Annotated in this window: 30 protein-coding genes; 6 read left to right on the forward strand and 24 right to left on the reverse strand. The window is 36.8% G+C overall.

Annotated elements, in window-relative coordinates; translation table 11 throughout:
* On the reverse strand, positions 1-2335 hold a 2335-nt coding region (locus tag P8M52_RS02390), incomplete at its 3' end, for a DUF3683 domain-containing protein (RefSeq protein ID WP_300306785.1).
* 86 nt (positions 2336-2421) lie between these two features.
* On the opposite strand from P8M52_RS02390, the gene hemJ reads away from it, so the two are divergent.
* Positions 2422-2844: a protoporphyrinogen oxidase HemJ gene (hemJ, locus tag P8M52_RS02395; RefSeq protein ID WP_300306787.1), complete on the forward strand. Its 423-nt coding sequence runs from the start codon at positions 2422-2424 to the stop codon at positions 2842-2844.
* Here hemJ and P8M52_RS02400 read toward each other — a convergent pair.
* The 6 genes from P8M52_RS02400 to P8M52_RS02425 all read right to left on the reverse strand — a co-directional run bounded on the left by P8M52_RS02400 (position 2831) and on the right by P8M52_RS02425 (position 8723).
* A complete protein-coding gene (locus P8M52_RS02400) occupies positions 2831-4114 on the reverse strand; it encodes a chloride channel protein (protein ID WP_300306789.1) in 1284 nt (427 codons plus the stop codon). The genes hemJ and P8M52_RS02400 overlap by 14 nt on opposite strands.
* A 3-nt stretch (positions 4115-4117) precedes the next feature.
* Positions 4118-5011 carry a cysteine synthase CysM gene (cysM, locus tag P8M52_RS02405; protein ID WP_300306792.1) on the reverse strand — a complete coding sequence of 298 codons (894 nt, stop codon included), beginning with the start codon at positions 5009-5011 and terminating at the stop codon, positions 4118-4120.
* Between the two features lie 47 nt (positions 5012-5058).
* Complete coding sequence (gene thrC / locus P8M52_RS02410) at positions 5059-6123, reverse strand: threonine synthase (protein ID WP_300306794.1); 1065 nt, start codon at positions 6121-6123, stop codon at positions 5059-5061.
* 12 nt (positions 6124-6135) lie between these two features.
* Positions 6136-7413, reverse strand: coding sequence for a homoserine dehydrogenase (locus P8M52_RS02415; protein ID WP_300306796.1), 1278 nt, complete (start codon positions 7411-7413; stop codon positions 6136-6138).
* An 80-nt stretch (positions 7414-7493) separates the two neighbouring features.
* Positions 7494-8039 carry an RNA pyrophosphohydrolase gene (locus tag P8M52_RS02420; protein WP_300306799.1) on the reverse strand — a complete coding sequence of 182 codons (546 nt, stop codon included), beginning with the start codon at positions 8037-8039 and terminating at the stop codon, positions 7494-7496.
* Between the two features lie 18 nt (positions 8040-8057).
* Positions 8058-8723, reverse strand: a complete 666-nt coding sequence (locus tag P8M52_RS02425; RefSeq protein ID WP_300306802.1) for a Bax inhibitor-1 family protein — start codon at positions 8721-8723, stop codon at positions 8058-8060.
* A gap of 65 nt (positions 8724-8788) precedes the next feature.
* Here P8M52_RS02425 and murD point away from each other — a divergent pair, with 65 nt between their 5' ends.
* Positions 8789-10087: a UDP-N-acetylmuramoyl-L-alanine--D-glutamate ligase gene (gene murD, locus P8M52_RS02430; protein WP_300306804.1), complete on the forward strand. Its 1299-nt coding sequence runs from the start codon at positions 8789-8791 to the stop codon at positions 10085-10087.
* A gap of 7 nt (positions 10088-10094) precedes the next feature.
* Here the strand turns inward: murD and miaA are convergent, their stop codons facing one another.
* Entirely contained in the window at positions 10095-10979 is an 885-nt protein-coding gene (miaA, locus tag P8M52_RS02435) for a tRNA (adenosine(37)-N6)-dimethylallyltransferase MiaA (protein WP_300306854.1), read from the reverse strand.
* A 118-nt stretch (positions 10980-11097) separates the two neighbouring features.
* Here miaA and P8M52_RS02440 point away from each other — a divergent pair, with 118 nt between their 5' ends.
* Genes P8M52_RS02440 through P8M52_RS02455 form a run of 4 tightly spaced genes read left to right on the forward strand, consistent with a single transcriptional unit; the run spans position 11098 to position 14664 of the window.
* Complete coding sequence (locus P8M52_RS02440; protein ID WP_300306806.1) at positions 11098-12111, forward strand: CDP-6-deoxy-delta-3,4-glucoseen reductase; 1014 nt, start codon at positions 11098-11100, stop codon at positions 12109-12111.
* Positions 12108-12416, forward strand: coding sequence for a BolA/IbaG family iron-sulfur metabolism protein (locus tag P8M52_RS02445; protein WP_300306808.1), 309 nt, complete (start codon positions 12108-12110; stop codon positions 12414-12416). The genes P8M52_RS02440 and P8M52_RS02445 overlap by 4 nt, the downstream gene beginning before the upstream one ends.
* The gene (locus P8M52_RS02450) at positions 12392-13969 is read left to right on the forward strand and encodes a LysM peptidoglycan-binding domain-containing protein (RefSeq protein ID WP_300306810.1); all 1578 of its coding nucleotides are present in this window, start codon (positions 12392-12394) and stop codon (positions 13967-13969) included. The genes P8M52_RS02445 and P8M52_RS02450 overlap by 25 nt, the downstream gene beginning before the upstream one ends.
* 5 nt (positions 13970-13974) lie before the next feature.
* Positions 13975-14664, forward strand: coding sequence for a hypothetical protein (locus tag P8M52_RS02455; RefSeq protein WP_300306812.1), 690 nt, complete (start codon positions 13975-13977; stop codon positions 14662-14664).
* On the opposite strand, the gene P8M52_RS02460 is transcribed toward P8M52_RS02455, so the two are convergent.
* From P8M52_RS02460 to P8M52_RS02535, 16 genes are all read right to left on the reverse strand, one after another.
* Positions 14648-15427: an FtsQ-type POTRA domain-containing protein gene (locus P8M52_RS02460; protein ID WP_300306814.1), complete on the reverse strand. Its 780-nt coding sequence runs from the start codon at positions 15425-15427 to the stop codon at positions 14648-14650. The two genes, P8M52_RS02455 and P8M52_RS02460, sit on opposite strands and share 17 nt — an antisense overlap.
* Positions 15417-16298 carry a D-alanine--D-alanine ligase gene (locus tag P8M52_RS02465; protein ID WP_300306816.1) on the reverse strand — a complete coding sequence of 294 codons (882 nt, stop codon included), beginning with the start codon at positions 16296-16298 and terminating at the stop codon, positions 15417-15419. The genes P8M52_RS02460 and P8M52_RS02465 overlap by 11 nt, the downstream gene beginning before the upstream one ends.
* The gene (murB, locus tag P8M52_RS02470) at positions 16295-17107 is read right to left on the reverse strand and encodes a UDP-N-acetylmuramate dehydrogenase (protein WP_300306819.1); all 813 of its coding nucleotides are present in this window, start codon (positions 17105-17107) and stop codon (positions 16295-16297) included. The genes P8M52_RS02465 and murB overlap by 4 nt, the downstream gene beginning before the upstream one ends.
* A 28-nt stretch (positions 17108-17135) precedes the next feature.
* Positions 17136-18557, reverse strand: a complete 1422-nt coding sequence (murC, locus tag P8M52_RS02475) for a UDP-N-acetylmuramate--L-alanine ligase (RefSeq protein WP_300306821.1) — start codon at positions 18555-18557, stop codon at positions 17136-17138.
* A complete protein-coding gene (ispF, locus tag P8M52_RS02480; RefSeq protein ID WP_300306824.1) occupies positions 18554-19027 on the reverse strand; it encodes a 2-C-methyl-D-erythritol 2,4-cyclodiphosphate synthase in 474 nt (157 codons plus the stop codon). The genes murC and ispF overlap by 4 nt, the downstream gene beginning before the upstream one ends.
* Positions 19024-19731: a 2-C-methyl-D-erythritol 4-phosphate cytidylyltransferase gene (gene ispD, locus P8M52_RS02485; RefSeq protein WP_300306827.1), complete on the reverse strand. Its 708-nt coding sequence runs from the start codon at positions 19729-19731 to the stop codon at positions 19024-19026. The genes ispF and ispD overlap by 4 nt, the downstream gene beginning before the upstream one ends.
* A gap of 100 nt (positions 19732-19831) precedes the next feature.
* Positions 19832-20191 carry a septum formation initiator family protein gene (locus P8M52_RS02490; RefSeq protein WP_300306829.1) on the reverse strand — a complete coding sequence of 120 codons (360 nt, stop codon included), beginning with the start codon at positions 20189-20191 and terminating at the stop codon, positions 19832-19834.
* A gap of 18 nt (positions 20192-20209) precedes the next feature.
* Positions 20210-20449, reverse strand: coding sequence for a hypothetical protein (locus P8M52_RS02495; RefSeq protein WP_300306832.1), 240 nt, complete (start codon positions 20447-20449; stop codon positions 20210-20212).
* A gap of 66 nt (positions 20450-20515) precedes the next feature.
* Positions 20516-20911 carry an RDD family protein gene (locus P8M52_RS02500; RefSeq protein ID WP_300306835.1) on the reverse strand — a complete coding sequence of 132 codons (396 nt, stop codon included), beginning with the start codon at positions 20909-20911 and terminating at the stop codon, positions 20516-20518.
* A complete protein-coding gene (locus P8M52_RS02505) occupies positions 20901-21677 on the reverse strand; it encodes a peptidoglycan DD-metalloendopeptidase family protein (RefSeq protein ID WP_300306838.1) in 777 nt (258 codons plus the stop codon). Before P8M52_RS02505 ends, P8M52_RS02500 begins: the two co-directional genes overlap by 11 nt.
* A 34-nt stretch (positions 21678-21711) precedes the next feature.
* The gene (gene xseA, locus P8M52_RS02510) at positions 21712-23112 is read right to left on the reverse strand and encodes an exodeoxyribonuclease VII large subunit (RefSeq protein ID WP_300306841.1); all 1401 of its coding nucleotides are present in this window, start codon (positions 23110-23112) and stop codon (positions 21712-21714) included.
* Positions 23113-23115: 3 nt separating this feature from the next.
* Positions 23116-23598 (reverse strand): Smr/MutS family protein, encoded by a 483-nt coding sequence (locus tag P8M52_RS02515; RefSeq protein ID WP_300306844.1) that lies wholly within the window; start codon positions 23596-23598, stop codon positions 23116-23118.
* A 65-nt stretch (positions 23599-23663) separates the two neighbouring features.
* Positions 23664-23924 (reverse strand): 30S ribosomal protein S20, encoded by a 261-nt coding sequence (gene rpsT, locus P8M52_RS02520; RefSeq protein WP_300306846.1) that lies wholly within the window; start codon positions 23922-23924, stop codon positions 23664-23666.
* Between the two features lie 98 nt (positions 23925-24022).
* Positions 24023-24649: a high frequency lysogenization protein HflD gene (hflD, locus tag P8M52_RS02525; RefSeq protein ID WP_300306848.1), complete on the reverse strand. Its 627-nt coding sequence runs from the start codon at positions 24647-24649 to the stop codon at positions 24023-24025.
* A complete protein-coding gene (gene mnmA / locus P8M52_RS02530) occupies positions 24642-25727 on the reverse strand; it encodes a tRNA 2-thiouridine(34) synthase MnmA (protein WP_300306850.1) in 1086 nt (361 codons plus the stop codon). The genes hflD and mnmA overlap by 8 nt, the downstream gene beginning before the upstream one ends.
* On the reverse strand, positions 25720-25944 hold a 225-nt coding region (locus tag P8M52_RS02535; RefSeq protein ID WP_300306853.1), incomplete at its 5' end, for a PhoH family protein. The genes P8M52_RS02535 and mnmA, both read right to left, overlap by 8 nt.

Consider the following 25944-nt stretch of genomic DNA (forward strand, 5'->3'; position numbering starts at 1 on the left):
CCTTGCATTTTCCACAACGTAAACAAGATTTAACCATATCGTTGATTTCGCCAATCTCACTACTTTCAAGAATTAATGCTTCTTGCTCTACTAAGTGCAATGATGGGGTAAAGGCGCCATTAAGACCACTACCTGGCATGAGCTTACCTTTGTTGAAATGGTTATTGGGATCAATTTCAGCTTTGTATTGTTCGAATTCACGTTTGAATTCGTCGGAAAGGTATTGATATTTAGTTAAACCAATACCATGTTCTCCTGAAATGACACCACCCAAATTAGCAGCTAATAACATAATATCATCTACCACTAATTCTGCTTTTTTTAACATTTCAGCATTGTGAGAATGAACTGGAATGTTAGTATGGACATTGCCATCACCAGCGTGCATATGAGTAGCCACAAAAAGGCGAACATTTCGATGAGTTGCGTGAATTTTTTTGATATCTTGTCGTATTTGAGTAAAGATATCACCCATGAGCAAGTCGTTAAGAGGGTGAGCAAACTCATTCATGTAAGAAATAACACGCTGTGCAGTTTGTATTTGTTTGAATAAAGCTATATTGTCTAAATCCTCAAGAATTTCTCGCCACTGGGTACTAATACGATCTAATAATTCAAGTGCTGCAGTTGTTTTGTCTTTAATAAGTTGCGTTTTGACATCGATATTAGATAAATAATGTCGAACATCCATCAATGTGTCTAGTTTGTTTTCAATCGATAGTCGAATATTTATGTGTTCTATGCCATCGTTATAATCGGCTAATTTGTCTAATGGAATAACAACGTCTTCATTGATTTTAAAAGCGTTAGTATGTGCAGCAATTGCAGCTGTATTAGCTCTGTCCTTCCAGAAAACTTGTCTTTTGTTAGCCGCTTTAGCAACAAAACACTCGCCTTCTTTGTTAAGAGTGATGGCATTGATCTGATTAATGTATTCATCAAGCTCAGATTGTTGATGGCTTGAAATATCTATCAATAGTACCATTTTTGGCAATTCGGCTTTATTGGCCTTAGTGGTATAATTAACTGCCTTGATATAGCGAGCATCAAGATGTTCCATACCAACTAAATCAACCTCTTTGGCGTTATCAATTAGATCTTTAATGTCAACAATAGTGGAGACGGCTGCCTTTAAGTCATGACCAAAAAACTCTAAGCAGAGTGTATTGATATGCTCAAGAGGCTGGTGTAGGATAAATTCAGCAGAAGTGATGAAACCATCACAACCTTCTTTTTGGATACCGGGTAAGCCATCAAGAAACTTATTAGTTACATCTTTTCCTAAGCCGCTTTTACGCATATTCTTGGCGCTAATTTCAAGTATGCGACTACTTAGAATGGTCTTAGCATCAGTCTTTAGTGTATTAATTTTAAATCTGACCGACTTAAGTAATTGGATTTTATCCTGATTGTGATCCAAACGCTCAACTTGCAACCATGAGCCATCGGGCATGACCATTTTCCAAGAAAGTAGGTTGTCAATAGTGGTTCCCCATCTCAGCGCTTTCTTTCCACCGGCATTCATGGCTACATTGCCACCAATAGTACAAGCATCTTGAGAGGTTGGATCTACTGCAAACACCAAATTATTGTTAGCAGCTAGTTCGCTAACTCGCTTGGTAATAACACCTGCACCAACATTAACACTACGCATACCATCTACTGTTTTAATACCACCTATAAAACTTAATTTTTCCGTGTTAATAACAGCTGTTTGCGCATGTAAAGGTATAGCGCCACCTGTATAGCCAGTGCCACCACCACGAGGCACAATGGTCAAACCAAGTTCAATACAAGTTTTAACGATGGCTGATATTTCAAATTCTGTATCAGGCGTAATAACAACTTGCGGATACTCTACTCGCCAATCAGTCGCATCTGTTGCATGAGATGAGCGTGAAAGTGCATCGAAACGAATATTGTTATTATGCGTTACTTTTAGAAAGGCTTTTTTAATGCGTCTTTTATTTTGTTTAAAGTCACTTAAACAGCGCTCAAACTTAGCAACTGCCTCATCAGTATTTTGAAGTAAGCTAAGCACTTTAGTATTGTTTTCAGCACGATTTCGTATCAAGTCAAGACGCGAGTTTAGGGCTTCAATCAGTGATTTCCAACGGCGCTGGTTTTTAATTAAATCTTCTTGAAGATAAGGGTTTCTATCAACTACCCACATATCACCCAATACTTCAAATAACATACGCGCACTACGACCCGTGTTACGATCTGTACGTAAAGATTCTAATAAATCCCAGGCTTTAATGCCTAGAAAGCGACATACAATTTCTTTATCGGAAAATGATGTATAGTTATAAGGTATTTCTCGGTATTGTTTCAATTGAAATAAAGTAAACAAAAATTAATTTTTATTTTACTATAATGGTTGAGAGTTAATCTTAGTTGTTAATAAAGGAAAAAAATAAAATGTTGTGGATCAAGGCTTTTCATATAATTAGTGTTATAACTTGGTTTGCGGCCTTGTTTTACCTGCCGCGCCTGTTTGTTTATCATGCAATGAGTCAAGATAAAATTAGTATTGAGCGTTTTAAAGTAATGGAACGAAAGCTTTATCGTGGCATTATGACCCCCAGCATGATATTAACTGTTGTATTAGGGGTGTGGATGGCTGTTAACACTTGGGAGTTTTATCAGACTCAATATTGGCTACATGTTAAATTAGCTTTAGTAGCGCTATTAATTGTTTATCATTTTTATTGTGGACGATTATTACAAACTTTTAAACAAGACAATAATACGCGCTCAGATGTGTTTTATCGCTGGTTCAATGAGTTTCCAGTGCTAATATTAGTAGCAGTTGTTATTTTAGCGATTGTCAGACCTTTTTAAATGTGTTGTGACTAATACTTAGATAGCTATCGGCCAAACTTTCATAAAGCGCTTGTCTGCATATAGCTTTAGAGATAAAGCTACTGATATAACCAGCGATAATTGCAACAAATAGCAAGTTAAATGAACTAGTCATTTCTAGTACTAGAAAAGTGGAGCTTAAAGGCGCCCTGATGACAGCACTTAAATAGGCAATACTCGCAATAATCATTACAATTTGTGGTTTGACCTCTATAAAATTTATGATTTCAGCGCCAATTGCTGCACCAATACTAATACTAGTCATGAAGATACCGCCAGCAACAGTGGTTACAAACGATGCCAATGAGGCTAAAAATTTAGCCAATGCAAAATATGGTGTAACAGTTTGTCCTGATAATAGTTGTTGTGTTTGGTCATAGCCAGAGCCGGCCGTTTGTCCATTAGTTAAAATGTTTAACAAGGCAACAATCAGTGCCAATCCAAAAACAAAAAACAAGACTTTTTTTAATTCTCTTAAAGCAAATTGGTTGATAAGAAAAATTGCGCTTTTTGCAAACAATCCTCCAAATACCGCACATAGAATTATCAAGGGAATAAGTTGATAAGCTAAAGATAAATCAATTGATAAATGCGCAAGATTTGCTAAGTAAACTTGTTGTTGATAATAGAAAGATGATATTAGATAGACAATGACAGAGAAGAAGGCGATCAGTAGTAACATTTGCTTCTTTAATTTTCTTCCAATCTCTTCATAAGCAAATAAAAATCCTGCAATAGGGGCGTTAAAAGCGATAATTAGTCCCGCACTGCCACCAATTGCAATAAAACTATGTATTAGAAATTTACGCTTAATTTTGATTAAATGTGCAAAATGATAAAAAATAGATCCTCCAATATGCGCACTAGGCCCACCAAAACTGATCGATGCACCGCCAATTGTTGCCACAGATACTAAGAGTATCTTAATCAGCGCAATAGGAATTGATAACAGTTGTAAGCGTATTTTTTTGTTACGAGAATCATTTGCAGCAACTAATTGTGGAACGCCACTACCGCCAACAAAATGACAATATTTTCTATCAATATAAATGACAGTGATAAAAATAAGTGGTGTTATTAGTAAATTTAAATAAGTATTATCTTTAACAATCTTTTGAAATATGAAATGAGCATATTCAGCTATTTGCAAGAAATAAAGAATAATAATTATGGTTGCAATGCTGGCAACCAAGAGGGTAATGTAGATTTTTAACTCACGTGGAAACTGATGTGAGATATATTTTTTCATGACTTACTGGATGTTAAACAGACCAGTTGAAAGATATCGATCGCCTCGATCACATACAATAGTAACAATAGTTGCATTATTGATTTGTGAAGATAGTTCCAAAGCTGCTGATACAGCGCCACCACTTGATACACCAGCAAATATACCTTCTTTAGTGGCTAAATCACGCGTGGTTTGTTCAGCGCTAGATTGTGATACATCCATCATAGAATCCACTCTTGTGGCGTCAAAAATTTTGGGTAAATACTCTTTTGTCCAACGACGAATGCCGGCAATTTGAGAGCCATCTTCCGGTTGAACGCCAACAATTTGTATGTCAGGATTTTTATTCTTAAGTGTATTGGATACACCCATAATGGTGCCAGTGGTTCCCATTGCAGAAACAAAATGAGTAACTTCTCCCTGGGTGTCTTGCCAGATTTCTTCAGCTGTTGTATTAATATGGGCGCCAGAGTTGTCATGATTTGAAAACTGATCTAATTGCAATCCTTTACCATCAGATTCTAATTTGTCAGCTAAGTCTCGAGCACCCTCCATGCCTGCTTGTTCAGTGACAATTAATAGTTCTGCGCCATAAGCAGTCATTGCGTCACGACGCTCCTGAGATAAATTCTCAGGCATAATCAACATCATTTTATAGCCTTTAATGGCTGCAACCATTGCGAGTGCAATACCCGTGTTGCCACTAGTAGCCTCAATCAACGTGTCCCCAGGTTTGATAGTGCCTCTAGATTCTGCTTGTGTAATCATATTATAAGCAGCACGATCCTTGACTGATCCAGCCGGATTGTTACCTTCTAATTTTAATAAAACAGTATTAGATGGATTCGGATTGAGACGTTGCAATTCAACTAAGGGGGTATTACCTATGGTTTGATCGATTGTTTGATATGGCATAAGCTATCTTATAATTTTGCACTAAACTTAATGTCCAGTGCTTGCGATTACATGTTATTCAAAATAGCGTCTCGCACTTCACTCATAACAGGATTAATGTTAATCATTTCATCACTACATTGAGAGATAGCAGTGTCCGGATCTTTCAGCCCATGTCCTGTCAGTGTGCATACGACGGTTGAGCCTTCTTTAATCTTGCCGCTTTTAATGTCACGCATAGCGCCAGCAAGTGAGGTGGCAGACGCCGGTTCACAAAAGATACCTTCTTGCTCAGTTAATAGTTTTTGTGCCGCCAGAATTTCTTCATCTGATAACGCATCAAACCAACCATTAGATTCAGTTTCAACTTTATGTGCTAGATCCCAACTTTGCGGATGTCCGATGCGAATAGCAGTGGCAATAGTTTCTGGATTATCAACCATTTCTCCCTTAACAAAAGGCGCGGCACCAGCCGCTTGATAACCGACCATTTTCGGTGTTTTGACAGCTTTACCATCTTCATGGTATTCTTTATAGCCCATCCAGTGTGCTGAAATATTGCCTGCATTACCCACGGGTAGACAGTGGTAGTCTGGTGCATCACCTAATTCTTCAATAATTTCGAATGCAGCGGTTTTTTGACCTTGTAAACGGTATGGATTGATTGAGTTCACAATAGACACAGGTGCATGGTCAGCAACTTCTTTGACTAATCGCATACCATCATCAAAGTTACCTCTGATTTGAATAATGACCGCACCATGGATCATAGCTTGAGCTAATTTCCCTAAAGCAATTTTTCCTTCAGGAATGAGTACAAAAGCCTTGATACCTGCTCTAGCAGCGTAAGCGGCGGCTGCAGCAGAAGTGTTACCAGTTGAGGCACAAATAATTGCTTTAGAGCCAGATTCAACCGCTTTGGTAACTGCCATAGTCATTCCACGGTCTTTAAAAGATCCAGTTGGGTTTAGACCTTCGTATTTAATATAAATATCAACGTTTTTACCTAGTAAAGAGGGGATATTTTCTAATCGAATTAATGGGGTGTTACCCTCGCCAAGGCTGATAAGTTTTGTGGAATCATCAACAGGAAGTCTGTCACGGTAATTTTCAATTAGTCCTGTGTATCTCATAATATTTTCTCCTTAATCAAGGTTTTCTACATGAATAATTTTAACATCCTCTTGGATGAATTCATGGTTTTGAATTTCTGTTATTGCTGCTTGTAATGTAGCTGTTTTAACATTGTTAGTAATAATGGCGATATGAGCATTATTTTGTTTGTCAATTTGTTTTTGTATAACTGATTCAACGCTAATATCATGTTGTGCGAGTGTGGCGGTAATGTCAGCTAACACACCTGGTTTGTCAGTTGCTAATAAGCGTAGATAGAAAACACTTTTAATATCATCTGGATTGCAATTTGGAATTTCGATTAAGTCTTTCCAGCCCAAAACATCATGACTAACTGTATTTTTGATAATATCAACTAGGTCGGCAATAACCGCACTTGCAGTGGCTTCATCGCCAGCACCAGCACCATAGTAGAGTGTTGGGCCTACTGCATTGCCTTTGATTAATACAGCATTCATTACACCATCAACATTTGCCAACAATTGAGTTTTTGGAATTAATGTTGGATGTACGCGCATTTGCAGTTCACCATTAACTTTCTTGGCGATACCTAAGTGTTTAATTGAATAGTTGAGTTCATTGGCAAAACTAACATCTTCTCCACTAACTTCACTAATGCCTTCAGTAGATACTTTATCCATTTGCAAATCACAGCCGTAAGCAATAGAGGCTAGAATAGCAAGCTTATGTGCCGCATCAATACCTTCTACATCAAAGGTTGGATCAGCTTCAGCATAACCTAATTCTTGAGCTTCTTTTAAGACATCAGCAAAGTCTCTGCCTTTATCACGCATTTCTGTAAGGATGAAATTTCCTGTGCCATTAATGATGCCAGCAACAAGTTCAATTTTATTAGCACTTAGCCCTTGCTCTAGTGATTTTAAAATTGGAATTCCACCAGCAACAGCAGCCTCAAACAGTAAATGCACATTCTTTTCTTTGGCTAAGTTTAATAATTCATTGCCATGAGTTGCAATTAGCGCCTTGTTTGCTGTGATAACGTGCTTGTTATTATTAATAGCAGTAACAACTAAATCTTTGGCAATCGTTGTACCACCAATGAGCTCCAAAATAACATCTATACCAGGGTTGTTGACAAGCTCGAAAGCATCCTCTGTGATGTTAATGTCTCCATCAGCACAAATTCTAGGCTCGGCAATGCTTTTTACAGCTGCATGAGTAATGTCGATCTTTTCACCTGTGCGTGCAAAAATCTCATTTTCATTTTTGCTTAAAACATTTACAACGCCACCACCAACAGTGCCCAAACCTAAAATTCCAATATTCACGTAACTTAATCCTTAAAAAATGCCTAATAGGGTCGAATTATACCAACTGCATGTTGATAGTTATAGTTGTTCTAATGGTTTTATTTTGCTTTGTTCAAGATAATGGCGCTACATTTAAGTGGACGTGAGTAATGTGAGGGGATTTTATGTTGATTGTTAAACAAAACGGGTGCTAAAGCTTTAAGCATGTCTTCGTAAATTGGCTTTTTAAAATCGATAACTTCTTCAATAGGATGCCAGTAATCTACCCAAACCCAATCATCAAACTCAACATCTGCATGCGTATCTAATCTAATGCTATCTTCATTTGCAGTTAAGCGTAGTAAATACCACACCTGTTTTTGACCAACACAGGTAGGTTTTTGAGAGCGCCTAATGTGACAATCAGGCAAATCATAGCGCAGCCATTTTGGTGTTTTAGCAATTACTTGAACATCGTGCACCGCTAACCCAACTTCCTCATTAAGTTCTCGAAATAGGGCGTCAAGGTCAGTTTCGCCTTGATCAATCCCACCTTGGGGTAGTTGCCAAGAATCTTGCTTGTAGCGTTTAGCTAGCAGCACCTGTTGTTTATCATTGGTAATGACAATGCCAACATTGGCGCGGTAGCCTTCTTTGTCAATCATAACGATTAATTGATATGATTAATCGTCGTTAGAGAAGGCGCCTAATAAATGTAGTAAGCTAGTAAACATGTTGTGAAGGGCTAAGTACAAGCCAACAGTTGCAGAGATGTAGTTGGTTTCACCGCCATTAATAATAGCTGACATCTGACTCAACATAAATGCACCCATTAGCATTACCACTGCAAATGATATTAACAGACTAAAAATTGATGATTCAATAAAGAAAAAATTAAGTAGAGATAAGGCGATAACACCAATCATTGCGAAAAAAATCATACCATTTAAAAAGCTAAAGTCTTTTTTGGTGTTTTGAGCGTAAAAACTAATTGCAAAAAAAGCCACACCCGTGCCGGTAAGCGCCTGAATGACTAAATCTGCACCATTTGGCATGGCCAAAAAGTGTGATAGCATTGGACCAATTGAATAGCCTAATAGGCCTGACACTGAAAATGCTGTTAAAATACCTTTGTTACTGTTTTGTGTTTTTGGCAAAACAAACCAAATAACCACGATTGCGGCAATAGAGCTAATCATTGCTGAGCCAAATCCAGCACCAGAAGCAATAGAAAACCAAGAAGCTAGGCCGCCAAAGATTAGCGTATAAGACAGCAGTCTCATGGTATCTGATAGAACTTTATTTTTAACTTGAACGTTACTAATTGTTGTTGTTGAAAAAGTATTCATAATTTATCCTCTAGGATGTTAGTGTGTAAAATAATCTTATTTTATACTTAAAATAAGACGATAGCATGAAACTGGTTTTAGGAATGGGTGTAACGGGTTTTTCTATTGCTCGATTTTTGGCCCAACAAAATATTAAGTTTAAAGTTGCTGATTCGCGTCAACAGCCGACACAACTATCAGACTTCTTACTAGAATTTCCAGACATTGAGACATCAAATGGAGACTGGCAGCAATCATTGTTAGACCAGGTCGAAGAAGTGTTTATTTCTCCCGGTATTGCTCAAACGGAATCCATTGTTATCTGGGCAAAAGAACAAGGTATTGAAATTACTAGCGATATCGAGTTATTTTCCAGATATTCTCAAGCGCCTATTGTTGGTATTACAGGCTCTAACGGCAAATCAACAGTAACTCAATTATTAGGAGAGATGGCTCAAACAAGTGGTAAAAAAGTAGCGATTGGCGGTAATATTGGAAAGCCAGCACTTGAATGTTTAAACGATGATGTTGAGCTTTATATTCTTGAATTGTCTAGCTATCAGTTAGATTACACAAAACGCTTAAATTTACTTGTAGGTACGGTGCTTAATATCAGCCCTGATCATTTGGATCGATACAATAGTTTTGAGCATTACATTGCCTCAAAATTAAGTTTGCATCAATATTGTCAATATTTGGTTATTAATAGTGATGATCCATTGATTCCAAAAAAAGCCCCTGCTATTCATTTTGGTATGGATATGCCAAAATGTGATCAGGATTTTGGCACTGTAACCTGCCATGGTAGTTGTTATCTTTTAAAAGGTGATGAGGTGCTAATGGATGTTGATGATATGCAATTGATTGGTGAGCATAATGTAGCTAATAGTCTGGCAGCGCTAGCACTAGGTGATCAGATTGGCTTGAATATGACAGAGATGATTAATTGCATCAAAGATTTTAAAGGTTTAGAGCATCGATTAGAATGGGTTGCGTGTGAGCAAGGTGTTAACTACTATAATGATTCTAAATCAACCAATGCCTTGTCCAGTATTACCGCACTAAAGTCATTAACTAAAAAATATGAAAATATTGTTCTTATTGCTGGTGGCGTTGCCAAGAATGAAAGTTATAAAGATTTATTTGAATTGATTGATCATAGTATCGCAGGTGTGGTGTTAATTGGTCAGAGTGCAACTGATTTTAAGAGGGGTATTAGCCAAGTACAAACTGTTCAAGCGCAAGATATGGCAGAGGCAGTATTATTGGCAAAAGGCATGATTGATAACGGTGTGGTATTGCTTTCGCCAGGTTGTGCTAGTTTTGACATGTTTGATAATTTTGAGCATCGAGGTAATGAGTTCAAACAAGCGGTTTTGAGATAGCAGTTTTCTAATGGTTACAGATATAATTCAAACATTTTGTAACATTAGCAGTCTTTAATTTTAATCCTTGAGTCTCACTTTTTAGCCAAGTGCTTTGACGTTTACAGAGTTGACGTGTTGCAATGATAGATCTTTCAATCATTTCTACTTCATCTATCTCGTTGTTTAAAAATTGCCAAGCCTGTCGGTAGCCAACACATCGGATTGAAGGCAGATCTTCATGGAGCTTGTCGTCTTTCTTTAAAGTTTTAACTTCGTCTATGAATCCTTGTTTTAGCATTAAATGAAAGCGAGCTTTAATTCGTTGATGGAGTAATGCGCGATCAGGCATGAGAATGATTTTTTTGATTTGACAGTTAAGTGCTCCCTGTTTATTTCCTTGTAAGGCTGTTAACGTTTGTCCACTAATATCAAACACTTCAAGAGCACGAGTCACTCTTTGAGCGTCATTAGGGTGAATCCTTTTAGCGGCTATTGGGTCGATTGTTTCAAGATCTTTATGGAGAGATGCAGAGCCTTTTTCATGCAAAAGTTGATTAAACTTCTCACGAGAGGCAAATGTAGATTCCGGCAAGTCAGATAGGCCGTATTCTAAGGCATTGAAATAAAACGAGGTTCCACCGACTAAAATAGGTAATTCATTATTAGCAAAAGCTAGCTTGATTTGATCAGTAGCATCATTCACAAAATCCTGAGCTGAGTACGTGTCACTCGGTTTGCAGATATCAACAAGATGGTGAGGGTGATCAGATAATGTTTTTTTATTAGGTTTTGCTGTACCAATATCCATATTTTGATAAATTAATGCAGAATCGACACTGATCAGTCTTGAATTTAGATGTTTGCTAATTTCAATGGCTAAATCTGTTTTTCCTGAGGCGGTAGGGCCCATTAAAAAAAGCACAGTATTAATAGGTGGAATTGGCACAAAGATCCTTATATTAGTAAGCATTTATAATAACTAACCTAGATTATAATGTCAGCATTCAAAAAATTTATAAAATAAACACATGTTTACAATAGAAAATCAAGCGACTGGCAATTGTTTTACTATCCAAGAAGGGGAGACAATTTTAAATGGCGCCATGAATAATGGATTTGGCTTTCCTTATGGCTGTCGGAATGGTTTTTGTGGAAAATGTAAGGCTACGCTAATTGAGGGTGAGGTGGATTATGCAGAAGGAAACCCTCCTGGTTTGACGGCTGAAGAGATTGCTGACAATATGATTCTTCCTTGTAAATGTCAGGCCAAAAGCAATTTATCAATTGTTGTAACTGAGCTAGAAAGTGTTGCTGATATTGAAGTTAAGACCCTGCCTTGTAAAGTTAGCCAGATTGAACATTTAAATGCAGATGTTGCCAAGGTGGTTCTAAAGATTCCAGGCAGCGAATCATTACAATATCTAGCTGGACAGTATATTGACTTAATTCATCCTGATTTTGAACCTAGAGCTTTCTCTATTGCTAACGCACCACATAATTCTGGGGTAATTGAACTACATGTTCGTTTAATTTCTGGCGGCAAGTTTACAAATTTTGTGTTTAATGAAATGCAAGAAAAGTCTTTAGTAAAAATGGAAGGCCCTAAAGGTAGTTTTTACCTAAGAGAAAGTAGTGATAAGCCTATGATTATGGTGGCTGGTGGCACTGGATTTGGGCCAGTAAAGGCAATGGTTGAGCATGCTATTGAATCTGGAAGTAAGCGTGATATTCATGTTTATTGGGGTGTTCGAAGTGAGCAAGATTTATACATGACATTGCCAAGTGAATGGGCCAAAACTCATGACAACATTAGCTTCACGCCTGTGTTATCATTACCTGATGAGTCTTGGGAGGGTAGAACAGGCTACGTGCATGAAGTAATTCTTGCAGACTTTGATACATTGACAAACTATGAGGTTTACGCTTGTGGACCACCTGAAATGGTTAGATCTGCAGCAAATACATTTGCTAAAAAAGGCATGTTTGAGAATAACTTTTTTAATGATAGTTTCGATTTTGCCTATCAAGCGAGTAACGAATGAGCAGTATGCAACAACACCTAACAGAACAACTTCAAGTGGCCTTGTCACCGAGCTATTTAGAGGTGATTAATGAGTCAAGTAATCATTCAGGACCCGCAACAGAATCACATTTCAAATTAATTGTTGTAAGTGATTATTTTGATGATTTAACTTTAATTACAAGACATCGTTTTATCAATCAATTATTTAAAGAGGAGTTGGGCCATATACATGCGTTGGCAATGCACACGTATACAGCTGATGAGTGGAAAATGAGAAATTCAGCGCCCGCTTCTCCACAATGTGCAGGCGGGTCAAAATCTTAAGATTAATCAAGTTATTATTTATCTCTACTTTTGTTTTTCTCAGTGCTTGTAGTACTCAAGGCCATATTAACGAGACTTATGTAGAAAAGCCAAAACCTCAAAGTCAAACTGTTGTCACGCCACAACCAGTAGTTGAAAAGAATCTTTGGCGCTATATAGTGAATCACTCCACGTTGCAAGTGCCTAGTGAGAAGCAATTGTTTTGGCATATTGACTGGTTTAAAAAGCATCCAGAATATTTAACTCGAGTTACTAAGCGTGCCGACCCATATTTATATTTAGTGACACAAGAAGTAGAGCGTGCGGGATTACCATTAGAGATTGCTTTGTTGCCTATTGTTGAGTCTGCTTATTATCCATGGTCCTATTCCCACGGTACAGCGTCAGGGTTGTGGCAATTTATTCCTTCAACAGGTCGGCTATACGGTTTAAAAGATAATTGGTGGTATGATGCCAGAGGCGATGTGTTAGCATCCACTAAGGCAGCCGTTAAATATCTCAAAAATTTAAACAAACTGTTTAAGGGAGATTGGCTACTTGCTATTGCTGCTTATAATTCAGGACCAGGGCGTGTACAAAAAGCAATTAAAAATAACAAAGCCCAAGGAAAGCCAACAGACTTTTGGCATTTAAAACTACCAAAAGAAACGCAAGGATATGTGCCACGATTGCTGGCAGTTACAGAATTAATTCGACATCCGGAAAAATATGGACAAAGCATTACGCCAATTGTCAATGCGCCTGTCGTACAGTCTATCAAACTTGATACACAATTTGATTTAGCTTTAATTTCTGAGTGGGCAAGGATTGATCTAGAAGAATTGTATACATTAAATCCAGCTCTAAAGCGTTGGGCTACACCTGCTACAGGTAACTACACATTGTTATTGCCAAATAAAAATATGGCCTTATTTAAACAGGCAATGAAAGATAATCCAAATATTGACAGACTCCAATGGATACGCTATCAAGTTAGACAGAATGACAGTTTAAGTGTTATTGCCCAGAAACATCAAACAACCATTAGCCATATTATTAGTGTGAATAAATTAAAAAGTAATTTGATAAAGGTTGGAGATTACTTAATCGTGCCTATTGCACAGAAAGACGGTGTTGAATACTTATTGTCTGAATCTCAACGAGAAGAAAAACGGTTAAAGTCGAAAAAATCTGGACTAAGGATTGTTCATACGGTAGGCCCAGGCGATAGTTTATGGTTAATTGCCAAAAAGTATCATGTGGAGATCAATCGTCTAGTTAAATGGAATCATCTGAAGCGATCAGAGCCATTGAAATTGGGTAAAAAATTAGTTTTATGGCAACCTTATTCAAAGACTAATTTAGACTTATCGAAAGTCACAGATTTAGGTATTAATATTGATAGAAAAGTATCCTACCGTGTTAAAAATGGTGATAATTTATCGGTGATTGCTGTGAAGTTTGGTGTTAATATTGCCCAAATAATACAGTGGAATAATTTGAGTGAAGAATTATTGCAGCCAGGTCAAAAATTAACCATTATGGTTAATGTGATTAATACAAATATGAAATAAACCCTATGAACACACTTCCTATTAATAAAATTATCTTAGCTAGTTTCGCCTTTGCACTAACTCATTGGAAAAAAATATTTGAAATTTCCATTGTGCCAATTGCTGTGTCTTTGCCATTTCTATTGATACTGCCGCAAATGTTTCAGATAATGGAGACGGTATTTCAAGGTAACGAAATAACCGATATAGTGTTGCCAGAAGGCACAATGCTGTATTTATTGTTGTTTTTGTATGGCTATGTAAGTTTGTCAATCAATATGTATCGTTTGGTTATTTTAGGTCCTGACAGTGTGTCGATTACAACGCCAATCTTTAATATTAGCCAGATTGCACGATTTGTCGGTTTGACGTTAATTGTAGGATTTGCAACGACCGTACCAGTGATGCTAACAGGTATTGGCTTTTTACAACTGATTGTCTATTTTTTAATTATTCCAATTACCTTGAATTTTATCAATATTGCCGTTCAACAACCTTCAAAATATAAATGGAATCTGAACTTTGTTTCGCAAGCTAATTTATTTTTATTACAAGCTATTATTCCAGCTTTAATTGGAATGATAACCACTGTCTTATTTAATTTTATTGGTCTACCTGAAGGGTTTTCGTGGACAATTAAAGTAATTGTCTTTTATTGGAGTCTGGTTAATTTGGCTTTATGTTATCAGCTAATTCAAGCTAATGCTTCAGAGTAAATCCTTTGGGATAGCGCATATCGTAAGTGGATTTCTTCAGGCGCTTTAGTGGAATTTTCTTTCTTAGTTCTTTATAAATTTTTGTAAATTTTTGTAAGCGTTGTAATTGTTTGCTATAGCCTAATACAACTGTAATATTTGGCTCTATACTTAAACTATCAATATTACTACGTATGAACGTGTTTATTTTCATATCATTCAATATCTTTTGATAGTCGCGATAATCATTGAGTAATAATATGCTTTTATCTGGATTGTAAGAAGATTGTAATTCGATTAAATTGAGAGTATTTTCACTTGGCTGATGGTAGAACAAATTCTGCGGCGTGATCAATTTTCCTTGTGTGGTAATATAACCTTGACAGTTATCTTGTTGTTGGTTGTTTTGACAATCAATATTTTTCCAAAGTGCAACTGGTTGATGAGTGCTAACATTAACACTAATTGAATCCCAAAATAAGCGCTTTACTTGTGCTTTTAATACCCAAGGGTGGCGTTCTAATTCAGTTTTTATTTCATGCAAATCTAATTGGTATAATTCATTAACCAATGGCTCAATCTTTTTTTCTAGCGCTTCTTGACTAACCAGTTTAGTGTTGTCAATCGTCCAATTAGCGTTCACTTTGAGAGAATCACCAGGATTATAGTGATAAATATTCCAACCAATTAATACTAGAAGTAATAGAAGTGATACTGGCTTAAGCCAACGCTTTATATGTTGGAATAGTGATAATTTATGTCTATTCCTCTTTTTAAACTTCATTCGTAATCTGTTCAACTAATTGTTCAAAGTTTATATTCGCGGCTTTAGCGGCCATAGGTACCAGAGAATGGGAAGTCATGCCCGGAACGGTATTAATTTCTAATAAATAAGGATTGTTGTGTTTATCAACAATAAAATCAATTCTGCCCCAGCCACTTGAGCCAATGGAATTGAAAGCTTTAAGTGCAAGTTCTTGTAAATGACATTCTTGAGCTTCACTTAAGTCACATGGACATAAATACTGAGTAGTATTGGAATTATATTTGGAGTTATAATTGTAAAAATCTTGTTCAGCAATAATTTTGATAACAGGCAAAGGTTGTTTACCCAAGATTGCTACTGTGTATTCGTCACCTTCTATCCATTGCTCAACAAGCACCTGATCATCATAACATCTAGCAAGCTCAAGTGCAGCATGTAATTGTGAAGTTTGAGAAACTTTACTAATGCCAATACTAGAGCCTTCACAGACAGGCTTAACTGCCCAAGGCAAGGGAAAGTTGATATCGGGTATTGATTGATTTTTACTAACTAAAATAGAAGGAGATAGGGGTAGTCCTGCTTCTAACCAAATCTGCTTACTAAGGTATTTATTCATGCTATTGACACTTGATGCTGAATTCGAACCCGTATAGGCAATATGACGGTCTTCTAGTTGTTTTTGAATAAAGCCATCTTCACCACCACGACCATGTAGAACAATAAATGCTAAATCAAATTTTATTGACCAAAGTTTGTCTAAATTATCGCCATTCCAATCAAAGCTAAAGCAATCTATTTTTTGTTTTTTTAAAGCTTGGAAGACAGCTTTGCCACTTTTTAAGGAAACCTCTCGTTCGGCAGAATTTCCACCCATTAATACAGCAATCATATAATTTTAAGCTCGGTTTCTAAATCAATATTAAAGTTTGATTTTACGGTTTGTTGAATGTGAGAAATTAAATTTTCAACATCACTTGCACTGGCATTGTTATTATTAATAATAAAATTAGCGTGTTTGTTAGAGATGCAAGCACCTCCAATACAAAAACCTTTTAGGTTAGACTGCTCAATAAGCTGTGCTGCAAAATGGTTATCTGGATTTTTAAAGACACTGCCACAGCTTGGTAAGCCGATGGGTTGAGAGGCGTTTCTTTGGGTTAATAATTGTTTAATACTTTGTTTTGACTTCTCATGATTAAAAATTAATTCAGCCGAAATAAAATATTCATCTTTATGCTTGGGAATTGCTTGACGATAGCCAATATCAAAATCATTAGGGTAGCGCTGATAAACTTCACCCGAGGTATTAATGGTTTGTACGCTATTAATAAATTGCCAAAATTCAAAGCCGAAGGCGCCTGCATTCATTGCCAAAGCCCCGCCAACGGTGCCCGGAATAGCGCTTAAGAATTCTGCGCCATGTAAATTGTTTGTTGATGTAAATCTAGATAATTTGGCCAGAGTTGTACCTGCCCCTATGTTGATGACTGAATTTTTGATCGTTAATGAATTGAGTTGAGTTAATTTAATAACCACCCCTTTAAAGCCTTGATCACGAATCAAAAGATTACTTCCAAGACCAACAAATAATACTGGTTTAATGTTCTTTCGTAAGAACTCAACTAGTGTTTGAATGCTTTCTGGTATATAAAATTCATCCGTCATCCCACCTGTTCGTAAAGAACAATGTGAGGCCATAGATTCGTTATAACGTAACATAACTTGCTTAACCGTAACTCGATTTTAATAGACCTGGAAGTTCGTGAATATCACCTGCGCCTAAGGTTAATAGAATATCATTTTGATCGATCAGATTGGGCAGTACACTTAACACTTCCTGTGTATCTTTAATAACAACTGGATTTAATGTAGATCGTTTTCTGATGGCTTCAGCCAATATTGAGCTGGTAATCTGAGCAATAGGCTGTTCATTAGCAGAATAAATATCTAATAAGATTAAACAGTCGACAGTAGATAGGGCACGTGCAAAATCATCAAAAAGATCCTTAGTTCTAGAGTATCGATGAGGTTGAAAAATAACGACCAGTCGCCTATTTGGAAAGGTATTTCTTAACGATTCAAAAATAGCACTGACTTCGACTGGATGATGACCATAGTCATCAAACAAGTCGACTTGGCAATTTTGAATAGTGAGTTGATTATGACAATCAAGTCTTCTAGCAACTCCTGAAAAATTATTGAGTGCTGATTGAATAATACTAACATCAATTTCTAATTCACAGCAAATACCAATTGCTGCTAGCGTGTTCAAAATATTATGCCGCCCAATGAGATTTAATTTAACAGCGAATGGTTTTGGGTAGTTTTGTGTATTGTGAGTACAGTTGACTTCAAAATGCATTTGCATACCAATTTGTTTGATCTTAGTTGCACGAATGTCGGCATGTGCATTAAAACCATAGCTAACAACCGGTCTATGAATATCATCAATGATATCGCTTACACCTTCATTGTCAGTACACATAATGCAGGCACCATAAAAAGGCAGGTTTGAGGTAAAGCTTACAAAGGCATCTTTTAATTGTTGATAATCATTATTGTAAGTAGCCATATGATCTTCATCTATATTAGTGATCACACTTAGCATTGGTTGTAAGTGAAGGAATGACGCGTCAGACTCATCAGCTTCAGCAATTAAATAGTCGCTACTACCCAATTTTGCATTGATACCATTTGAATTTAAAATTCCTCCAATAATATAAGTAGGATCTAGTTTCGCTTGATTTAGAATGTGGGCAACAATACTGGTTGTTGTAGTTTTTCCATGTGTTCCAGCTATAGCAATACCAAAACGAAAGCGCATAATTTCTGCCAACATTTCAGCCCTAGGAACGATAGGAATATGCAATTGTTGAGCTTTCTTGAGTTCCACATTAAGTGGATTTATAGCACTAGAGACAACCACAGCCTGTACATCTTTGATGTTGTCTTGATGATGTTGGTAGCTAATATTGCAGCCCATCTTAGACAGCCGATCAGTAATGCTATTTTGATTTATATCAGAGCCAGAAATTTGATAGCCCAAATTATGCAATACTTCAGCAATACCGCTCATTCCTGAACCGCCAACGCCAATAAAATGGATCTTATTGATTCTTGATTTTGAAACTTTTCTTAAGTCTTTCATATTTGAAGGGCGCTAATAATGCACAAAACTTGAATTCCTTGACCTTGGCCGAAAGCAGTTAAACCTTCTCCTGTTGTGGCCGTGATGCCTATATCTTCTTCAGTTATGTTAAGTATATGAGCTAAGTTGGCTTTCATTTCATTAATCTTAGGTGTAATTTTTGGCACTAAGCATTCAATAGAAATAGCGACGTGTTGAATAATCCAATGATCTAAATCTGTTAAAGCTAGTTTTAGATATTCACTACTGTCAACAACACCCTGTTGACACAGTGTATCTGCTGTAGCGCCAAGTACATTGACTCCTGTGATAGATGAAATGGCATTAGTAATCGCATGTAGTACGACATCACCATCACTATTAGCCCGTAAACCTTGGTTATGATCAAATTTAATACCTGCAAGTAATAGCGGTTTTTTATTTGATTCAAAAGCATGTGAATCTTGCCCTAAGCCAGTTTTAAATTTCATAAGGATGTTTGAGTTTTTAAGTAAAAATTAGCCAAGGCTAAATCTTCTGGCGTGGTAATTTTCAGGTTGCTTTTAGAGGATTCAACAAGCAAGGATTGTAACCCCATATGTTCAATAGCGCTTGCCTCGTCGGTAATATTAATGTTGTTATTTTTAGCTTCTGTTAGTGCTTTTAATAATACACCAAATCGATACATTTGCGGTGTTTGCGCTTGCCAAAGATTGCTTCTGTCAATTGTATTTGTCACTAGCTTTGCATTTGCCTGTTTGATAGTATCAATAACCCTAGTAGCTAGTAGGCCACCCGTCGGGCTATCTTTTAGTTTATCTATAAGCTGAATAACATCATTTGGATTTATACAAGGCCTAGCTGCATCATGAACTAACACCCAATCATTGTCCTTAGCATGAGGCTTTAAGGCGTCAAGTGCATTGAGAACAGAATGGTATCGTTCTTTTCCGCCCGTAGCCAATGCCAAAAGTTTAGGATGATTGTAAAAATAAGAGTCTTGAAAAAGTTTATCTTGGTTAGGTAATGCAATGACACAACCTTTAATTTGGCCAAGTTGGAGTAATGTTGCTAGAGATTGGTCGAGTACACTTAAACCATTATCAAGCAATAAGTACTGTTTAGAGACTTTAGCTTTCATGCGGGATCCAACACCACCAGCAGGAATAATGAGAAAGCAATGGTCAGTTGACATAGGACTCAAAAATTTGATAGATTGATTTTATTATACCCAAGCCAAAGCAAGCTTAGGTGATGCCCTAAAATAACAAACTTACTATTATCAAGAAGGATTGTTAATCTTGACCAGGAGTGCTAATTTGATAGTATTTTTCATTTGACTTGATTAATCCAAATTTTTGTCTAGCTATAGACTCTAAGATTTCAAGTTTTTGATTTGATTTAGCCGCCAATTCTAGTTTCAGCTCGTGGTTTTCTCGTGTGATTTTTTTATTTTCAGTAATGTTTCTGGTTAGTGAGTCTTGTTTCTCATATATGTCTAAAGGAAAATTATTAATAATGAAATTTTGACGCACCAGACTAGTTAAAATTATTGCTAGAATAATACTAATCCAATGTCGATAAAAAAAGCCAAATAAATTATTTGACTTTTTTTTACCTTTTTTAGCGGATTGTAAACGAAGTTTAATGCTCAAATTGTATTGATCAGCTTGCTAGCCATCTGCAAGATTTTTACCATCTTTGGCATCTTGAGTAAACATCCAAATTCCGCCACCAACAATATAAATTGTCGATGCAATAACGCCAAAGGCTGCAACATATTCAGCCGTTCCAGATATAACCCCGATATATGAGAGAATAATTAGAGCAAGTGGTGCAAATAGAGTAACTGTCATTGTGCTAATCTGTAATATATGGCCTTTTAGAGCGGTGTTATTATTTGCTGAACTCATGTTTTATATTCCTTATAAATATTGATAGTATTATATCATAGCTTATTTTATCTTCAAGGTTGTGAGTTAATTTTTTGTCAGTAAGGTGTCTGAAATTTTGTCATGCCAACATAATCGCTCTTTGTTAAAAAATTGATAAGCAAATCCTAAACCAAACGCCATAAAAGAAACCAGCCCTAAGATGAATCTGACAAATGCTTGTCGATGAGTGATATTCTGGTTATTGTGTTGAATTACTTGAAACTTCCAAGCTTTCATGCCAATAGTTTGCCTACCTTTGACCCAAGATAAGGTGAAGTAAAGATAGGTACTAGGCAGGGTGACTAGATATAAAAATAAATCACCAATCTCACCAAATACAGCAATAATCATCATGCCGATAAAAAATACCAGTGAAAAAGCGAGAAAGACATCATAGACGATTGCACCTAATCGGCGTAGTAGTGAGACGTTAGATTTCATGATTAATAAGTAAGTTAGGGTTAATTACTGTTTGATTAAGATAGATGCCAAAATGAAGGTGTGGGCCAGTGGCCCTACCTGTTTGGCCAATAGTGCCTATGACATCACCTTGTCCAACATACTCTCCAGGAGTGATGAAGCGTTCGGTCATATGAATATAAACACTAATTAGTCCTTGACCATGGTCAATAAACACAGTGTTACCATTAAAGAAGTATTCATCACTGATAACGACTCTCCCGCTAGCTGCCGCCTTAATGGGGCTGCCAATTTCTCCAGCATAATCCAGTCCAGTATGTGGGCGTCTAGCCTGGCCATTATAAAAGCGTTTAAATCCAAAAGGGCTGGTGGTTATGCCAGGCACAGGTCGAATAAATTTTGTATTATTAAACGTCTGATTGGTGAAAGTCTTACGCGCCTTAGATAATATTGGTCGTTCTTGCTTAATTCTATCCATGTGAGCAAGATTAGGGTTGACGTACTTTTTCTTTTTTCCTGTCAAGGTTATATGCTGCTCCTGATAGGCATGATCTTGAACATTAAACGGTATTGTTTGTTTAGCTAAATCTTTCACAATGAGTTGTTTTTCACCAACTTTGACCAATAATGGAATGCCTACTAGTGCTTGCCAATGAGTGTTGTCTAGCTGTTGAATATAGACAGGAGCATTACTGTAAAAAGCCTTTGGGTTGGCGTAATTTGTATAAAAATCCACTACTGCAATACCACCAGGGACAGGGGTATTGATAACACTAAGGTTTGCCACTACACTGAATGGCAGGAATAAAAGTAGGAGTAATTTATTTTTTATCAATTTTTTCTACCTTGGAGTGGATAATTCCGTCAACCAGTTGGGTGGTAATTGTATGATTGGTGTTAATATTGCTGACTGATGTTAACACTTTGTCTTCTGCAGTTGTGGTAATACTATAACCTCTGGAAAGAGTACTTAGTGGGGATAAGTGCCCAAGTGCGTTAGCATGATTAGCCAAGATGTTTTGATAGTGGTTGATGATCTGTTGACTTACCTTGATAAGTCGATCGTTCAATAGTAACAAAACACTAGTATGATGATCCATCATTCGATTGATTTGTTGATTCAATTGATTCATTGATAATTTATTAAGTGCCATAGAATGCTGTATATGCTCTTTAGGCGAGTGTTGTTTAAGAATAGCAAACAATGTTTCCAGTCTTGACTCATAATGATTAACACTCAGAGAAACGTTTGAAGTTAATCGGTGAGTTAAATAATCCAATTGTTGAGATAGATAGTAAACAGTCTTATCAGGTGAAGGAATTCTGAGTCTTAATTGATCTAAATGAACTTGTTTATGTTGGTGGTTTTGTATGGTGTAACGCTGTAATTGATCTGATAATTTTACTAAATGTGAAAGCAACTCCAGGCGATCAGGCGTGGCTATCATGGCTGCAGCACTTGGAGTGGGTGCCCGAACATCTGCTACAAAATCAGCAATCGTGGTGTCAGTTTCATGGCCAACACCACTAATAATTGGGGTTTTTACATTAAAAATAATACGCGCTAAGGATTCTTCATTAAAAGACCATAAATCTTCTAATGAGCCACCACCACGCGCTAAAATTAATACATCACATCGGTTAGAATCATCTGCCGCTTGCAAGGCTTGAGAAATTTTATACGCTGATCCGACGCCTTGTACTTGGGTATCAAATAGTAAAATTTCAGCAAACGGGTAACGCTTATGCAAAACCTTAATAATATCTTGAATAACGGCTCCTGTCGAAGAGGAAATGACACCAATCGTGTTTACCACAGTTGGTAAAGTTTTTTTATGTGTCGAGTCAAATAGACCCTCTTCGGACAGTTTGTTTTTTAATTGCTCAAAGGCGAGATTAAGATTGCCAATGCCAACAGGCTCAACATGTTGAATAATCAATTGAAAATCACCACGAGCTGTATATAAGGTTGGTGAAGCGCGAACTAAGACTTCTAGTCCGTTTTCTGGATTAAATTTAATATTGCGTTGATTTAGTCGAAATAGGGCGCAACGAACCTGGGTTTTTTTATCTTTTAGAGAAAAATACCAATGTCCAGAAGCAGGACGTGCTAAATTCGAAATCTCACCCTGCATCCAACAGCTAGGAATGTTGTCTTCAATGGTCTGATTGCATAACGATAAAAAGTCAGATACTGTATAGATTTCATCTAAATTGAACATAGTTTATTGTTTAAGTAGAGCAAATACAGCGCCACTACCACCATCTTTATTAGGACAAGAGTTAAATGCTATTACTTGTGGATGTTGCCTTAAGAAGCTCACCACCTGGGTTTTTAAAATACTCATGCCATTTTCTGAATGATAACCCTTGCCATGAATAATATGTATGAATTCTGCATGTTGGTGATGATAGATAAACTGACTCATCGATTCACAAGCTTCAACAACGGTCTGACCATGTAAATCTAGTGTTGGTGCATAATCAATATTACCACGTTTCATTTTTTTGATGATTTTAGGCGAGAGTCCATTCTGGGCATGGCTAACAACTTCAGAGCCATTTAAGCGTGCTTCGGTAATATAGCTATAAGCAATAAATGCAGTGTGTTTGGTTTTTTTATTAGCGTGATTATCGCCATCTTTATCAATCGGAACGTTTGCATTGACACTGGCTCTAAATAATTGCTTATCCTCGTTGTTAATCATGTTTTTTTATGCATTAAAAAAGCCCTCAAATGAGGGCTTTATTATAGCAATGTTAACGCTGTGTTTTACAAAGCTTTAATTTGAGCATTTAAGCGAGCCTTCTTTCTTGCTGCTTGGTTTTTATGCATAAGGCCTTTATTGACTGCCTGGTCAATCATTTTCTGCATAGCACCAAAACCACCTTGAGCTTCTTCTTTGTTGCCAGCTTCTAATGCGTAAGTTACTTTCTTAATAAAGGTGCGAACTTTAGCGCGAATTTGTGAATTGTGCTTGTTGCGTTTAGTTGCTTGTCTTGCGCGTTTTTTTGAACCTGCTGAATTAGCCATCTTGATATATAAGTGTTAAATATTTAAAGGCGTAATTATAAAGTCTTAGTGAGTAAAAGTCTAGTATCAATTCAAAATTTAATTGCACTTATTATGATTTAATCTTTAACCAAATAAATAGGCTTATCAAGCACCTCAATTGCCTTTAACATTTTTTGTTTATTGAAAATTAAATGCCAAGTTTTTCCTCCCTGAGATTTCCATAATGATACAGCACGTATACCAGATAATAAAAGTGCCCTAATATGATTGGCAGTACGTTGATTGGTCAAATGCACTTGCTCTCCTTTAACCATAATTCTTGGATTAAGTTCGCCTAGAGTGTTCTTGTATAACTCGCCTAATCTAGCAATGGAATTGCTGTGTGTAATTTCAAAGAATTCTTGTTTATTTAATGCACTAATCTCGGCTGTAATTGTATCTAGCAAATCGGGGTTTTTCATTAATTTCTTTTCAAGGTTGATCAGTGACAATGCATAAAGAACAATCGTTTGAATGGATTTAGTTTGCTTGCTTAAAGCCACTCTTAAGGTTGTCATGCCAATAGATAGCTTGGCTTTAGAGTCAAATACATCACTGACACGTACACTAGTAGCAACAATGCTTGCTAAACTTGCATTGGAGCCGTCTACATCGCAACTACCACTTGAGGCAAGTTGATCTACTAATGCAGCACTTTGCAAGATGCTCGCAAGCGCCAAAGTTTGGTTTTTTAGTTTATTCATTATTCCTATGCTCGATAATAGCGCCACCTAAACAAACATCATCTTGATAAAAGACAATCGATTGTCCTGGTGTTACCGCCCTTTGCGGCTCTTTAAAGATTACTTTGACTGAATCAGTAATAGCATTAATTGTACATTCTTGTGATGCTTGACGATAGCGGATCTTAGCCTGACAAACTAAGGGTAAAGTGGGTTGTGTACCAATCCAGTGTAATTTGGATGTTGTGAGGGCGTTATGATATAGAAGAGGATGATCGCCTTGAACAACTAGAAGTTCGTTTGTGTTAATGCGCTTGTCGGCCACAAACCAAGGTTTTGGAGAGTTGCTGAAACCCCCACCAATCTCCAAGCCTTTTCTTTGGCCAATGGTGTAGAAAGCTAAACCTTGATGGTGCTTAATAAACTGTCCGTTTTCATCAACAATATTACCTTGCTGTTTGGGTAAGTAAGTCTGTAAAAATTCAGAAAAATTGCGCTCACCAATAAAACATATCCCTGTTGAATCCTTTTTATCTGCGGTAATTAAGCCGTTATTGTTCGCAATTTCTCGGACACGAGTTTTGCTAATCTCACCTAAAGGAAATAAACTTTTACTTAATTGAAGTTGACCAAGTAGATATAGAAAGTAGCTTTGATCCTTGTTATGATCTAGACCAGTTCTAAGTTGATAACTGTCATCGAAATTGGTAATTCTTGCATAATGTCCAGTAGCAATTTTATCCGCCCCGAGTGAAAGTGCATGATCAAGAAATACTTTAAATTTTATTTTTTGATTACACAATACATCTGGGTTGGGCGTTCTACCTTTTTTGTGCTCCTGAATAAAGTCTTCAAAGACATCATCCCAATAATCAGCCGAAAAGTTCTTGGTGTGTAGTTTTACACCCAACTTATCTGCCACTTTTTGGGCATCGGACAAGTCTTGTTCAGCTGTACAGTAACCATCATTGTCATCCTCATCCCAGTTTTTCATAAACAGGGCTTCTACTTCATAACCCTGTTCCAATAGCAAGAGCGTTGCAACTGAAGAGTCAACGCCGCCAGAAAGGCCGACAATGATTTTTTCTTGCTTATTCAAAGATTTCGTACGCCTGAACAATGCGCTGTACTAATTTGTGTCTAACGACATCTCTAGAATGAAAATGACAAAAAGAAATCTTTGATTCATTTTCTAAAACCTTCATTGCATGTAGCAACCCTGATTGATTAGGACGGGATAAATCAATTTGTGTAATGTCACCAGTGATCACCATTTTTGACCCGAAACCCATTCGTGTTAAGAACATTTTCATTTG

Source organism: Candidatus Thioglobus sp. (assembly GCF_029243085.1).
Classification (GTDB): Bacteria; Pseudomonadota; Gammaproteobacteria; order PS1; family Pseudothioglobaceae; genus Thioglobus_A.